This is a genomic window from Vibrio sp. 10N.222.54.A3, assembly GCF_041474095.1.
GTDB classification, from domain to species: Bacteria; Pseudomonadota; Gammaproteobacteria; order Enterobacterales; family Vibrionaceae; genus Vibrio; species Vibrio crassostreae_C.
The window spans coordinates 1-13,578 of record NZ_JBFRTN010000073.1 but is presented as its reverse complement, the minus strand read 5'-3'; the positions used below and the strand labels follow the sequence as shown (position 1 = coordinate 13,578).

The window sequence follows — 13,578 nt, the reverse complement described above, 5'->3', positions numbered from 1 at the left end:
ATTGCTCGATTTCAAATCGCGGTAAGCTACGCTCAATACGATTACTTATTTAATAATAGCGGCAACGTTATTGAGAACTGACATGAACGAAGTCACCATACTGATCACCCTCGCCTCTATCCATTTCATCGCTTTGATGAGCCCCGGCCCTGACTTTGCGTTAGTCGTGCAAAATGCGACACGCCACGGCAGACAAACAGGCTTGTACATTGCGCTTGGTTTATCTTGCGGGATCTTACTGCATTCGTTGCTCAGCCTGACGGGAATCAGTTACCTAGTCCACCAGCAACCAACCCTATTTGCCATTATCCAGTTGGCTGGCGGTAGCTACTTGCTGTACTTAGGCTACGGTGCACTTAAAGCAACCTGGCAAATCATTCAGAACCACGACGATGACGACGATACCGTCAATGCCAAAGATCTGATTCTGACCAACAAGCGTCAGGCATTTTCGAAAGGGTTTGCGACCAATATTCTCAACCCAAAAGCTTTGGTGTTCTTTATTAGCTTGATGTCGAGCTTAGTGCCTGCCGACATGTCTCTATCAGGTAAAGGCTTTGCGCTTATTATCCTGTTTGGTCTGTCTCTGTTTTGGTTTTCACTACTGGCGTGGATGCTTTCGACTAAGGCTCTACAGAAGAAGCTCAGCGAAGCAACGGTATACATCGATGGCTTATGTGGCGTGGTATTCAGCCTGATTGGCGCGAGTATTCTTTGGCAGTCGCTGTCCGGTTTAATCGCTTAAATTCGAATCAAGATTACAATTCGTTAACAACGCACTGGCTATCTAATCTTTCCGCTGCCAATCTAGCTCTGCATATTAAAAGGAGAAGATCATGCAGTGGAAAACAAAACTAACAACCCTCGCCACTTCTACGCTACTTTTTGCCTCTCACGTCAGTTGGGCAAATCAAGCTGCCGATTCCGTCGCACCCGAACAAAGTAGTGGTTTAGAAACCAAACAACTCGTTAAAGCCAACGATTGGATGGTCACCGCAGCCAACCCTCTTGCAACACAAGCCGGTGCTGATGTACTTGCCCGTGGTGGTAACGCAATTGACGCCATGGTTGCCGTGCAGCTTATGCTTGGCTTAGTGGAACCTCAGTCATCAGGTATTGGTGGCGGCGCGTTCCTTGTCTATTTTGATGGCAAAGACAAACAGCTCAAGACCTACGATGGCCGTGAAACTGCGCCACTTGATGCCACCCCACGTCTATTCCAAGACGAAAACGGACAACCGCTTAAATTCTATGATGCCGTGGTTGGCGGTCGTTCTGTTGCCACGCCGGGCACGGTGCAATTGCTGTGGGACACTCACCAGAAATACGGCAAGCTCGAATGGGCATCACTGATTAAACCTATCGCTCAGTTAGCTGAAGAAGGTTTTACTATCAGCCCACGTTTAGCCACCTTGATCGAAAACGACCAAGAACGTCTGAGCCGCTTTGCGACAACTAAAGCCTACTTCTTCAATGCCGATGGCAGCCCAAAAGCCGCTGGCACGCAACTTAAGAACCCTGAATACGCGGCAACGTTACACGCTATCTCCAAGGATGGTGCTAAAGCTTTCTACCAAGGTGAGATTTCTGCCGACATCATTAACACAATACAAACAGCGAAAGGTAACCCGGGCGTATTGGCACAGAAAGATTTCGACGCCTATTCGATCAAGCAGCGCGAACCGGTTTGCTCTGCTTATGAAAGCTACGATATTTGCGGAATGGGGCCACCAAGCTCTGGTGCGTTAACGGTTGGACAAATCCTTGCAATGACTGAGCAGTTTGACCTCAAATCATGGGGGCCAAACGACGCACAATCTTGGCAAGTGTTAGCAGACGCTTCTCGCTTAGCCTTTGCAGACCGTGGTATGTACATGGCAGACCAAGATTATGTGCCTATGCCAACCCAAGGGTTAGTGAATACTGACTATTTGCAAGAGCGTGCTCAGTTAATTACCGCAGGTAAGGCATTAGACAGCGCACCTTCAGGCACCCCACCGTGGGATCATGCGATGCAGAGAAGCCAAGATGTTTCTATTGAGTTGCCGTCCACCAGCCACTTCAACATTGTCGATAGTGATGGCAATGTCGTATCGATGACTACCACTATTGAGAATGCCTTTGGCTCACGTTTGATGGTTAGAGGTTTCCTACTCAATAACGAACTAACCGACTTCTCATTCAAGACTCATAACGATGGCAAACCTATCGCGAACCGACTTGAACCGGGTAAGCGCCCACGTTCTTCAATGGCACCGACCATCATCATGCAAGACGATAAACCTTATATGGCGATCGGTTCTCCGGGTGGTAGCCGCATCATAGGTTATGTGGCACAAGCGATCATTGCTCACACCCAATGGGACATGGATATCCAACAAGCGATCAACCAACCACACTTCCTAAATCGCTTCGGTACCTTAGATTTGGAAAAAGGAACATCTGCGGAAAACTTCAAACCTGAGCTAGAAAAGATGGGATTTGAGGTCAACATTCGCGATCTTAACTCGGGTTTACACGCTATTCGCATCACAAAAGATGGTTTAGAAGGCGCTGCAGACCCTCGTCGTGAAGGTGCAGCCATTGGTCAGTAGGGAATAATCCTCCCTTTTTACTCGCTGCCTTGTGCGAGATCTCTCACAAGGTAGTGAGTAAATATCGACATTTGATGACGAAATTAGTCACCTAGATATCGTAACCAATTGAAATAAAACGATACGTACATTTATCATTCAAATAATTATATAGAAATTCGCTTATGCACCATTGCTGATAAATAAGGAATCGGTAATATGAATGGTGTCGGAAGGATGCTGACACGGAACAGGAAACGCCAAGGACTTGGTTATCTTCAGGATGAAGATTCGATTACTCAGGATGAATAATCGGCATGGATAGCGAAATGGACATTGAATGGACGCAATAGTAACTAGGATGGTTGCTACTAAGGAAAGACAATGGACACCTCTGGACGAGGAAAGGACTGAACATCAGGATGATGTAAAGGACACCGCTCAAGGAACAAGTGACGCGCGCTAACGAGGATTGTTGGCAGATCAGGATAAGATCAAGGACACCGCTAGGAAGGCGACGAAAGGAATACGCTGAAGGATAACAGCACACTATCATGGATTTGATGCATGGAGCACACTTAGTAGCCGGATTGCTGCGAGTAAGACTATAGACCCCGATGAGCGCAAGCTCTCGGGGTTTTTCTTTATCTGTCGTTTCACTTATTCCTCTCTCAAACAAATAAATCAAAGACCTTTAATTACAATTCTGACATTTAAAGCATTCACTTCTTAACCACTTCCGAGTAACGTAAGTCTTACTAGGCTCAACTAGTTTCATAACCATAATTAAACTAAGGACAAATTCATGTCACACGTTACCTTCAAAGGCGCTGCTGTACCACTAACAGGCACATTCCCACAAACTGGCGAACAAGCACCAAGCTTTGCACTGACTGCAGGCGACCTTTCTGAACTGACTCTTGCTTCTCTTGAAGGCAAGAAAGTGGTTCTAAACATCTTCCCAAGCATCGACACAGCAACTTGTGCAACGAGCGTACGTACGTTCAACGCAAAAGCAGCAGAACTTGAGAACACGGTTGTGGTTTGTATTTCTGCTGACCTACCATTTGCTGCAGGTCGCTTCTGCGAACTAGAAGGCATTGAAGGCGTTCAACACGCTTCAACTTTCCGTTCTCCTACATTCGCATCAGACTACGGCGTAGCGATTGCTGAAGGTCCACTAGCAAGCCTAACAACACGTGCAGTTGTCGTTGTTGATGAAAAGGGTGTGGTAACACACAGTGAGTTGGTTGCAGAGATCACTGAAGAACCAAACTACGAAGCGGCACTTGCAGCACTGTAAGTCTCCTTTCTAGGCAGGAATGCCTTAAGCTCGGAACCTGCCTATTTAGACTGGTTTCGAGCAATAAAAAAGAGCAGCCATTGGCTGCTCTTTCTGTTTTTAATGCGGATTACTTTTGAATGCTGAACGGTTTTTAAAGACCAAACTGCTTTTTAGATATTAAAGTAATAGATTAAAGCTGCTCTAAACGCGCGTAAGCCGTTACTAACCACTTAATCCCTTCACCATTAAACGCCACTTGAACTCGGCTTTGTGGGCCACTTCCTTCGAAGTTGATGATGGTGCCTTCACCAAACTTAGGGTGCTTCACGCGAGAGCCCAAGCTAAAGCCTGTTTCATTGAAGTTCTCTTTCACAGCGGTTTGGCTAAAGCGACCACTGCTTGCAGGGCGGCTGACTTGCGCTTTCATACGCACTTCATCCAGACAGGTTTCTGGCAGCTCACGAATAAAACGTGATGGCTTATGATATTTGTCCTGACCGTACAGACGACGCATCTCAGCATAAGTGATGTAAAGCTTCTCCATCGCACGGGTCATGCCTACGTAACACAGGCGACGCTCTTCTTCTAAACGCCCCGCTTCTTCGGCCGACATCTGGCTTGGGAACATGCCTTCTTCGACACCCACCATGAACACCATTGGGAACTCTAGGCCTTTGGCACTGTGCAGAGTCATGAGCTGAACCGCGTCATCAAACTCATCAGCCTGACCTTCACCCGCCTCTAACGCTGCATGAGTCAAGAAAGCAGTAAGCATGCTCATCTCATCCGCTTCTTCTGGTTTTTCAAACTGACGCGTTGCCGTTACCAATTCTTCCAAGTTCTCAATACGAGCCTTCGACTTCTCACCCTTCTCTTGCTCGTACATCGCAAACAGACCCGACGATTTAATCACGTGGTCGGTTTGTTCATGCAGGCTAAGTTCTAGCGTGTCATCTTCAAGCGCATTAATCAGCTCGATAAAGCGACTCAATGCACCCGCAGCACGACCGGGTAGCACTTGCTCTTCTATCAAAGCAACACTTGCTTCCCACATGGTTGCACCACGATCACGAGCGGCAAGACGAATCGTTTCTAACGTTTTATCGCCCAAGCCACGCGTTGGCGTATTAACCACACGTTCAAACGCCGCATCATTACTGCGGTTGCTCATTAAGCGCATGTAGCTCAAGGCGTCTCTGATTTCCTGACGCTCGAAGAATCGCATGCCGCCGTAGATTCGGTAAGGGAGACCACCTTGGATCAAAGCTTCTTCAAGAACACGCGATTGAGCGTTATTACGATATAGCATTGCGGTATCTTCTAACGCACCGCCTTTCTCTTGCCACTCTTTGATTTTGCTAACTGTGAAACGCGCTTCATCTAGCTCGTTATAAGCCGAGTACACAGAGATTGGCTCGCCATCGTTGCCATCAGTCCACAGCTCTTTACCCATACGCTCGGTGTTGTTCGAGATAAGCTCGTTCGACGCCTGCAGAATGGTTTTGGTTGAACGGTAGTTTTGTTCAAGTCGAACCGTCGAAGCACCTGGGAATTCATCCAAGAACTTCTGAATATTTTCGATCTTCGCACCACGCCAACCATAGATAGATTGGTCATCATCGCCTACGATCATCACGCGACAATCTGGGCCAGCCATCATGCGAAGCCAAGCGTATTGGATGTTGTTGGTATCTTGGAATTCGTCGACAAGGATATGCTTAAAGCGTGCTTGGTAGTGCTCTCGGATGTGTTTCTTATCGCGTAATAGCTCATGCGATCTCAGCAAGATTTCCGCAAAGTCGACCAAGCCAGCACGGTCACATGCTTCTTGGTAAGCAGAATAGATCTTTAACCACGTTTGAGTTATTGGATCATGGTAGGCGTCAATGTGACTTGGGCGTATTCCCTCGTCTTTCTTACCATTGATCCACCAAGAAGCTTGCTTGGCAGGCCACTGCTTTTCATCAAGGTTTTGCGCCTTGATTAAGCGGCGTAGCAAACGAATCTGATCATCAGAATCAATGATCTGGAAATCTTCTGGCAGTTTTGCATCTAGGTAGTGAGCACGAAGGATGCGGTGACAAATACCGTGGAAGGTGCCGTTCCACATGCCTGACGAACTACCCATCATCAACTCTTCAATACGACCACGCATCTCTGCTGCCGCTTTGTTGGTGAAGGTAACCGACATAATAGAGAACGGCGATGCTTGCTCTACGCTTTGCAGCCAAGCAATACGATGCACCAACACTCGCGTTTTACCACTGCCTGCACCTGCCAGAATAAGTAGGTTTTCTAAAGGTGCCGCGACCGCCTCACGTTGTTTATCGTTTAGGCCATCGAGTAAAAGCGAAGGATCTATCATTGGATATGCTCACTACTGGGTATTTATACATAAAAGTTGATTATAACCTAAACACTAGGCTGCGTTTAGGATAATAAGAAGAAAAAACAATCAAAAATTAACATCATTAATTCAATAACTTAAGAGATGAAACATCATTAATGTTGATATTTTTTATAATGCCGTGAAATTATTTCCCGGTTGTTCCAATCCTTTTTAGTAAGCAAGTTAACAATCCATTAACCTGCGATATGAAAATACTATTAAGTCCTAGAGGTAATGACTATGAAAAATTCTAATCTTGCTGTTACAGCTGCAATCACAAGTGTACTAGCGTTCGGCGGTGCAGTTCTTACATCAGCACCTGCGGAAGCAGCAGCAAAAGAAAAATGCTACGGCGTGGCAAAAGCTGGCCAAAATGATTGTGCAACCAAAACAAGCTCATGTGCGGGTACAGCAAAAGAAGACAACCAATCCGATGCGTTCGTAGTCGTACCTAAAGGGCTATGTGGCAAATTATCAGGTGGTAACACTCAATCATCATAATTGAGCTGCTTAGTATGGTGAGCTGACATTCAGCTCACCTCCACTTCTTGTTAGGAGAATCGTTGTGACTCAAACTCTTCACTCCTACGCAGGGGTTGGCCTTAGAACACCGCACTTGGACTTCTTTAGCCAAAATCCAGCCTTAGTAAGTTGGTTAGAAGTTCACAGCGAGAACTACTTCTTAGCTCAATCACCGCAACGACAACAACTCAGAGAAATTCGTCACGCACACAACATCAGTTGTCACGGTGTTGGGTTGTCGCTAGGTTCTGTTGAGCGCATCAATCAACATCATCTTGTGCAATTAAAAGAGCTCATTGATGATATCAAACCCTTCTTGGTTTCTGATCATCTCAGTTGGAGTCAGACAGGTGGTCATTACTTCAATGACTTGCTACCGCTGCCTTACACAGAAGAAGCATTGGAAGTCTTCTGTCGTAATGTCATCGAGGTTCAAGACAGCTTGCAACGCCCGATGTTGATTGAGAACCCATCGAGCTACCTATCCTTCAAGCATTCTACTATTCCTGAGTGGGAGTTTTTGGCTGAGGTACAAAAGCGTACTGAGTGTCGCCTACTGCTCGATTTCAATAATATTTTCGTCTCATCTTTTAATCATGGCTTTAGTTGTGAAGAGTACTTAAACGGAATACCAGCAGACAAAGTTGAAGAGATTCACTTGGCAGGTTTTACCAAAAAGAAGCTTGAACAAGGTGAGATCTGGATAGACACACACAGTAAACCTGTCTGTGACGAAGTGTGGAAACTCTACACTGACTGGGTTGCACAACATGGTTTGCGCCATACCTTGATTGAGTGGGATCTCGATATCCCAGAGCCACAAGTTTTATTGGCTGAAGCAACCAAAGCCAGTGATATCTTGTATCAACACGACAAGTTCAACCAAAGGAGTCGCGCCTCATGAGCCACTCCCTAGCAGAGGTTCAATTGGAGTTTGCTAACGCCCTACGCTATCAAAACAATGGTGAGTACTGCGACATAGTGAGCGACCATTTTACCGATGAACAACGCATCCAGATTTACCGTAATAACTTTGTGATCAGCTTGAGCGAAGTTCTGGCAGCAACCTACCCACTCACTGAAATGTTGGTTGGTGAAGAGTGCTTCCAACAGATGGCTCGTCAACATGTCTTACATTATCCATCGACCTCTGGTGATGTCAGTGGTTACGGTGAACACTTTGAACAGACTATCCAAGCCTTTCCTGCCGTTATTGAGGCTGCACCTTATCTCGGTGAAGTGGCTTTGTATGAATGGCAGAAAGATAGCTTGGTAAGGTTTTCGTCACAAGCACATGTCGACCAGAGACCTCTTTCTTGCCTTGCAGATGTACCACAAGAGCAACAAGGCGCTTTAGTCTTTCATCTCAAAGATTCAATAACACTGATTCATTTTAGTTACACGATTATCGCGCTTGAACACGCCATCTATCAGCAGCAACTTGATGGGCTAGACATCAACCAAGCTGAATTTGGGGTGTTAATCCGAGCTGAGAATTCACAGGTTGAGAGCCATAGTTTGAGTGAAGAGAGCCACCAACTCCTCACTGAATTGCAATCAGGTCGAACACTCTCAGCAATCGATCCTTTATTACTACAACATCTGAATACTGTTATGGCGCTAAACGTCATCTCAGGTTTTTCAATCAATGCCGAATTGGAGGCATAACATGGATAACAACACAGTCACGAACATGATGGCTCAATACGACAGTTTGATTGAGAAATCACAGGCACTTTTTGTTCCAGTGCTTCTACTATTTTGTCGCCTTTGGGTGGCGTGGGTATTCTTTAATTCTGGACTCACCAAGATAGCTACTTGGGATAGCACGCTTTACTTGTTTGAATTGGAATACCAAGTGCCACTGCTACCTTGGGAATTGGCTGCTTACATGGGCACTGCCGCTGAGTTAATTCTACCGATGTTTTTAGCGCTCGGTTTATTAACACGACCTATGGCTGCGGTGTTGTTCGTTTTCAATATCATTGCTGTCGTGTCTTACCCTGTATTGTGGGATCAAGGCTTCTACGATCATCAGCTTTGGGGGTTAATGATTCTTATCGTTGTCGTGTGGGGCGCAGGACCATTCTCACTTGATAGAGTTTTGAAAGCGCAGTTCAGGAATTAAAATAAGTTTTCACCTCTTTTGAACTGCTAAAGCTAAATGCTACAGCCCAAACGCAAGAAACCACTCAATTGAGTGGTTTCTTTTTTAACTGGGATAAGCTTACTTATTTAGAAAAGCTTGTAGCTCTTCAGCAGAGATGCCTTGCTCTGCAAGTTCTTTTGCCAATAGCTGAACCTGCTCACCCTTACGAGACTCTACCACACGCTGAAATTGGTAAATGATATCTCGCAAAGTATCGATTGGAACTTGTTTTGCCGCACTGCGAATACGCTCTTCACTTTGGTTGCCTAGCTCTTTAAGCAGTTTACCAAACATGACCTTTTCAGGTGCATCTTCCATTTGTTCTAAGACGCGCGCCATTTCGTAGGTTGTTAATGACATTACAGTATTTTCCGTTGGGGACTAACGTTTCAATGAGTGACAAATATACCATGTTTTAACGTTTCGAAAACCGCCATTTGTATATTTTGTCACCCTTGTAACTTATGCCTTAGCAAACGTCGTGTGCCAAGACTTACCCGCTTTGCTCGCAAGCACTAATAACGCAGGAACAATCAGGAACATTTGCAGAGCAATCATCACTTGCGACGTTAAATCAAGACGTTGCATGGTACCCACAAGAAGCCCTGAACCGCTCATTTGGAACAAGCCAAGCAGCGCAGCAGCTGTACCCGCACGGTCACCGAAAGGTTCTAGAGCTTTACCTGCCGCAGCACCAAGAATCCAAGCAAAGCCAACTGACGATAAGAAGATCGGTAGCATGAACGCGATTGGAGTAGCGTGCTCAGCAAGCACCAACATAATCACACCCGCTAAGCCCAGCGTCGAGATACCAACCACCAGTGCTTTATAGGTACCAAAACGGTCCATAAATTTAGGTGCAGTAAACGCAGCTGCAATGTTGATGGCCGCATTAACACCAAACCAGAAAGTAAACTCTTTCATGGTCAGGCCTAGGTTTTCCATCAACACAACTGGTGCAGAGGTTACATAAGCGAGGATAACCGCCATCGCCATCAGACACAAGGTTGCGTGGAAAAGGAATGATGGTGTTTTCAATACTGACCAGTATCGCTCAAGCTTGAATACCGCAACCTTTTCTGTCGCAGGGTTAGACTCTTTCATTTGGAAGAATAAGATAGTGCCAACAACGACAGCAAAGCCTGCCATAAAGCTAAAGTTCGAGCGCCAACCAAATTGATGTGTTAACCAAGCGCCAAGAATGGGTGCCAAAGCAGGAATAAAACAGATTGCACCATTAAGGTAGCTGATCATACGGCCACTCTTCTCTGGGCCAAATAGATCGCGAACCGTTGCAAAGGCTGCTACAGAAGTCGCACAAGCTCCTAAGCCTTGTAGCAGCCGAGCCATTAGCATCATATCAATCGATTGAGCTGCCCACGCCAAGCAAGCACTCAATGCATAGATACTAACACCTCCCAATGCAACGGTTCGACGTCCTAGCTTATCAGCCAAAGGGCCAGCAAATAATTGCCCGACACCCATGGCGAATAAAAACCAGGTAATCGTATCTTGTGCTAGTGCATGTTCCACGTGAAACGCTGTCGAAATTTGTGGCAGAGCTGGTAGGTAGATATCAATAGCCAGAGGGCTAAATAAAACCAACATTGCCAATAAAGCAACCTGCAGTTTACTAGGGGTTGGAAGCGCGTTAGAAGGCACAAGATTCTCCGAATGAGTTAATTTAGGTGCATAATAACCAACTAAAGATATGAACAAAAATGGCATATACTCATTAGCATTATTCCAAATAGGAAACTCATATGAATATTGAGAAACTATCGCGCCTCGACCTCAATCTATTAGTTTGCTTGCAGGTGCTGATGGAAGAGCTAAGTGTGACTCGCACCGCCCACCGATTGTGCCTAAGCCAGTCAGCGGTTAGTAAGTCATTGGCCAAACTTCGTGAGCAATTTAATGATCCCCTTTTCACGCGAAGTGCTCATGGTCTGCGACCAACACCAAAGGCGGTCTTTCTCAAACCTCGATTAGAAACGCTGATCAACCAACTTGATGTGCTCACCCAACCAGAGACCTTCATTCCCAACAACAGTGACCACAGTTTTCACATTGCGGCTGTTGAGAGCGTTTACCCACTTATTCTTCCCCACTTTTTACCAGCGATATTTCGACAAGCCCCTAAGGTGAATATCAACACCCACGCTTGGACGGAGCAAACCTTTAAGAAGCTGCAGCTCGGTGAGCTCGATATCGGACTCACAGGTAAAGACATCGACATCAACGACGCACGTTTAACTATGCTGCCGCCAGATGATATTTGCGAGCAAGAGATCTACCGTGACGCGCAGATGTGTGTGCTAAGACGCAACCACCCCGCTCTGAATGGCAAATGGGATCTGGAAACCTACCTTGCACAGCGTCATGTACAAGTAAGATGTGATGGTAACGATCGTTGGCTGCTCGACTATAAGCTTGCCGACCTTGGTCACCAACGTGATATCGCTATTTCTGTTCCAGACTTCAATAGCGCCGCAAGCCTATGTACCTACACCGACTTTGTGTTTACTGCACCAAGCCACTTTACTTACCTCGTCGCCAAGCAACTCGACTTAGTGGTTGTCCCTTTACCGATGGAATTCCCACCGATGGCATACACTCTGTTTTGGCACCGTGACAGAGAAAATGACCCAGCGTTAACTTGGCTACGAGATATCATCAAAGAAAAAACTCTGCACCTTAGATAAAAATGGCGTACAGCGTTTGCAGCAAACGAACAAAAGCGCTAGCTTATTGACCTAATAAGTCCCCTCGCATGTATATCGACTGTGAGTGTTAACAAGGACCCTAACAATAAGGATAAACACAGATGCACAATATCACTGCTGAACGCGTTGCTGCGGTTCGAGCTTGGCTTGAAACAAACAACCTAGATGCCGTTATCATTCCACATGAAGACGAATATCTAGGTGAATACGTTCCTGCTCATAACGAGCGACTTCACTGGTTAACAGGTTTCACTGGCTCTGCTGGTGCGGCAGTTATCACTCGTGAGAACGCTGCTATTTTTGTTGATGGTCGCTACACGGTTCAGGTTCGTAAGCAGGTACCAGCAGAGTTATTTGAGTATCGCCACCTTATTGAAGAGCCGGCTTTAGATTGGATCACCAGTTCTCTAGCACAAGGCAGCAAGGTTGCATTCGACCCACGCATGCACACTGCTGCTTGGTTGAAAGGCGCTCAAGCTAAACTGGCAGAGAAAGTTGAACTAACAACACTATCTTCGAATCCAATTGATGAGCTTTGGTCTGATCGTCCTGAGCCGGTGGTATCTGATGTTCGCTTAATGGCAACAGACGCAGTAGGCCAATCAAGTGAAAGCAAACGTGCGGAGATTGCTGGCTTACTAAAAGCCAAAGGTGCTGATGCCGCTATCCTTACGGAACTCGATTCGATCTGTTGGTTGCTTAACATTCGCGGCTTGGACGTATCTCGCCTACCTGTTGTGTTATCCAATGCGATCATCCACGCCGATGAAAGCGTCGACTTCTTCCTAGACCCAGCTCGTATTCCTATGGGCTTTGAAGCACACGTTGGCAATGGTATTCGCGTATCTCACCCATCAGAGCTTGAAGCACGCCTTCAATCTTTGGAAGGCAAAAATGTATCTGTCGATTCAGGTACCAGTAACGCTTGGTACACGCTGGTTCTACAAAACTCTGGTGCTCATATCATTGAAGCAGCAGACCCATGCCTAATGCCAAAAGCAGCAAAGAATGAAACTGAAATTGCCGGCATGAAAGCGTGTCACATTCGTGATGGTGTTGCGATGGCGAAGTTCCTATCTTGGATTGATGCAGAAGTCACGCAAGGTAATCTGCACAATGAAGCTGTGCTAGCAGACAAAGTTCAATCATTCCGCGAACAAGACCCAACGCTGATGGACCTAAGTTTTGACACGATTTCAGCAGCAGGCGGCAACGCAGCAATGTGTCACTACAACCACGAGAACCAACCTGAACCAGGTCAGTTAGAGATGAATACTCTTTACCTAGTCGATTCAGGCGGTCAGTACCTAGATGGTACAACCGACATCACTCGAACTATCGCGATTGGCCAGCCAAGCGACGAAATGATCCAGCAGTTCACGTTAGCGCTTAAAGGTCACATCGGTATCGCGCGTGCACGTTTCCCACAGGGTACTCGTGGTTTCCAACTTGATATTCTAGCTCGCCAACACTTATGGGCAGAAGGCTTCGACTACGACCACGGTACTGGTCACGGTGTTGGTCATTTCCTAAGTGTTCATGAAGGTCCGCAAAGCATCTCTAAGAAGCTAATCGATGTACCTCTTGTTGAAGGCATGGTGTTATCAAACGAGCCGGGTTACTACCGTGCAGATGAATTTGGTATCCGTATCGAAAACCTAGAACTGGTGGTTGAGCTGCCAACTCAAGGTGACTTCTCAGTACTAACGTTTGAGTCGCTAACACGTTGCCCTATCGATAAGCGCAACATCAACGTCGATTTACTGACACGACCTGAACTTGCATGGCTTAATGATTACCACCAGAAAGTATGGAACGATGTTAGCCCATTAGTTGAAGGTGATACATTGGAATGGTTACGCCAATCAACCACTCCACTTGCTCATGCTTAATGCTTAGCTAATTCAAACTTAATGAATCGAGTAGGAGGAGGC

Annotated in this window: 12 protein-coding genes; 9 read left to right on the top strand and 3 right to left on the bottom strand. The window is 46.2% G+C overall.

The genetic code is table 11. The features are described 5' to 3' along the window. Positions 1-82 precede the first annotated feature (82 nt). The 3 genes from AB4507_RS15770 to tpx all read left to right on the top strand — a co-directional run bounded on the left by AB4507_RS15770 (position 83) and on the right by tpx (position 3,876). Positions 83-745 carry a LysE family translocator gene (locus AB4507_RS15770; protein ID WP_017061328.1) on the top strand — a complete coding sequence of 221 codons (663 nt, stop codon included), beginning with the start codon at positions 83-85 and terminating at the stop codon, positions 743-745. A 91-nt stretch (positions 746-836) separates the two neighbouring features. After that, a complete protein-coding gene (ggt, locus tag AB4507_RS15765; RefSeq protein ID WP_372182945.1) occupies positions 837-2,594 on the top strand; it encodes a gamma-glutamyltransferase in 1,758 nt (585 codons plus the stop codon). A 784-nt stretch (positions 2,595-3,378) separates the two neighbouring features. Next, a complete protein-coding gene (gene tpx, locus AB4507_RS15760) occupies positions 3,379-3,876 on the top strand; it encodes a thiol peroxidase (protein ID WP_372118648.1) in 498 nt (165 codons plus the stop codon). Positions 3,877-4,048: 172 nt separating this feature from the next. On the opposite strand, the gene uvrD is transcribed toward tpx, so the two are convergent. Further along, positions 4,049-6,223: a DNA helicase II gene (gene uvrD / locus AB4507_RS15755; protein ID WP_372182944.1), complete on the bottom strand. Its 2,175-nt coding sequence runs from the start codon at positions 6,221-6,223 to the stop codon at positions 4,049-4,051. A gap of 264 nt (positions 6,224-6,487) precedes the next feature. Here uvrD and AB4507_RS15750 point away from each other — a divergent pair, with 264 nt between their 5' ends. The 4 genes from AB4507_RS15750 (at position 6,488) to AB4507_RS15735 (ending at position 8,897) form a co-directional block, all read left to right on the top strand. Then, on the top strand, positions 6,488-6,748 hold the full coding sequence (locus AB4507_RS15750; protein WP_004736650.1) for a DUF2282 domain-containing protein: 261 nt from the start codon (positions 6,488-6,490) through the stop codon (positions 6,746-6,748). 64 nt (positions 6,749-6,812) lie between these two features. Beyond that, entirely contained in the window at positions 6,813-7,673 is an 861-nt protein-coding gene (locus AB4507_RS15745; protein WP_372182943.1) for a DUF692 domain-containing protein, read from the top strand. Next, positions 7,670-8,437, top strand: a complete 768-nt coding sequence (locus tag AB4507_RS15740; protein WP_372182942.1) for a DNA-binding domain-containing protein — start codon at positions 7,670-7,672, stop codon at positions 8,435-8,437. Before AB4507_RS15745 ends, AB4507_RS15740 begins: the two co-directional genes overlap by 4 nt. Before the next feature lies 1 nt (position 8,438). Beyond that, positions 8,439-8,897 carry a DoxX family protein gene (locus tag AB4507_RS15735; RefSeq protein WP_017061322.1) on the top strand — a complete coding sequence of 153 codons (459 nt, stop codon included), beginning with the start codon at positions 8,439-8,441 and terminating at the stop codon, positions 8,895-8,897. A 99-nt stretch (positions 8,898-8,996) separates the two neighbouring features. On the opposite strand, the gene AB4507_RS15730 is transcribed toward AB4507_RS15735, so the two are convergent. Next, positions 8,997-9,278: a hypothetical protein gene (locus AB4507_RS15730; RefSeq protein ID WP_009848181.1), complete on the bottom strand. Its 282-nt coding sequence runs from the start codon at positions 9,276-9,278 to the stop codon at positions 8,997-8,999. A gap of 102 nt (positions 9,279-9,380) precedes the next feature. Then, positions 9,381-10,580, bottom strand: coding sequence for a multidrug effflux MFS transporter (locus AB4507_RS15725; RefSeq protein ID WP_029235524.1), 1,200 nt, complete (start codon positions 10,578-10,580; stop codon positions 9,381-9,383). Between the two features lie 101 nt (positions 10,581-10,681). Between AB4507_RS15725 and AB4507_RS15720 the strand changes: the two genes are divergently transcribed. Together AB4507_RS15720 and AB4507_RS15715 are read left to right on the top strand one after the other, a co-directional pair. Further along, the gene (locus AB4507_RS15720; protein ID WP_017061320.1) at positions 10,682-11,623 is read left to right on the top strand and encodes a LysR substrate-binding domain-containing protein; all 942 of its coding nucleotides are present in this window, start codon (positions 10,682-10,684) and stop codon (positions 11,621-11,623) included. A 122-nt stretch (positions 11,624-11,745) separates the two neighbouring features. Next, positions 11,746-13,536: an aminopeptidase P family protein gene (locus AB4507_RS15715; RefSeq protein ID WP_372182941.1), complete on the top strand. Its 1,791-nt coding sequence runs from the start codon at positions 11,746-11,748 to the stop codon at positions 13,534-13,536. Positions 13,537-13,578 lie beyond the last annotated feature (42 nt).

Coding starts and splice junctions, on each gene's coding strand:
- AB4507_RS15770 (WP_017061328.1), top strand. CDS start 83: ATGAACGAAGTCACCATACTGATCACCCTCGCCTCTATCCATTTCATC.
- ggt (WP_372182945.1), top strand. CDS start 837: ATGCAGTGGAAAACAAAACTAACAACCCTCGCCACTTCTACGCTACTT.
- tpx (WP_372118648.1), top strand. CDS start 3,379: ATGTCACACGTTACCTTCAAAGGCGCTGCTGTACCACTAACAGGCACA.
- uvrD (WP_372182944.1), bottom strand. CDS start 6,223: ATGATAGATCCTTCGCTTTTACTCGATGGCCTAAACGATAAACAACGT.
- AB4507_RS15750 (WP_004736650.1), top strand. CDS start 6,488: ATGAAAAATTCTAATCTTGCTGTTACAGCTGCAATCACAAGTGTACTA.
- AB4507_RS15740 (WP_372182942.1), top strand. CDS start 7,670: ATGAGCCACTCCCTAGCAGAGGTTCAATTGGAGTTTGCTAACGCCCTA.
- AB4507_RS15735 (WP_017061322.1), top strand. CDS start 8,439: ATGGATAACAACACAGTCACGAACATGATGGCTCAATACGACAGTTTG.
- AB4507_RS15730 (WP_009848181.1), bottom strand. CDS start 9,278: ATGTCATTAACAACCTACGAAATGGCGCGCGTCTTAGAACAAATGGAA.
- AB4507_RS15720 (WP_017061320.1), top strand. CDS start 10,682: ATGAATATTGAGAAACTATCGCGCCTCGACCTCAATCTATTAGTTTGC.
- AB4507_RS15715 (WP_372182941.1), top strand. CDS start 11,746: ATGCACAATATCACTGCTGAACGCGTTGCTGCGGTTCGAGCTTGGCTT.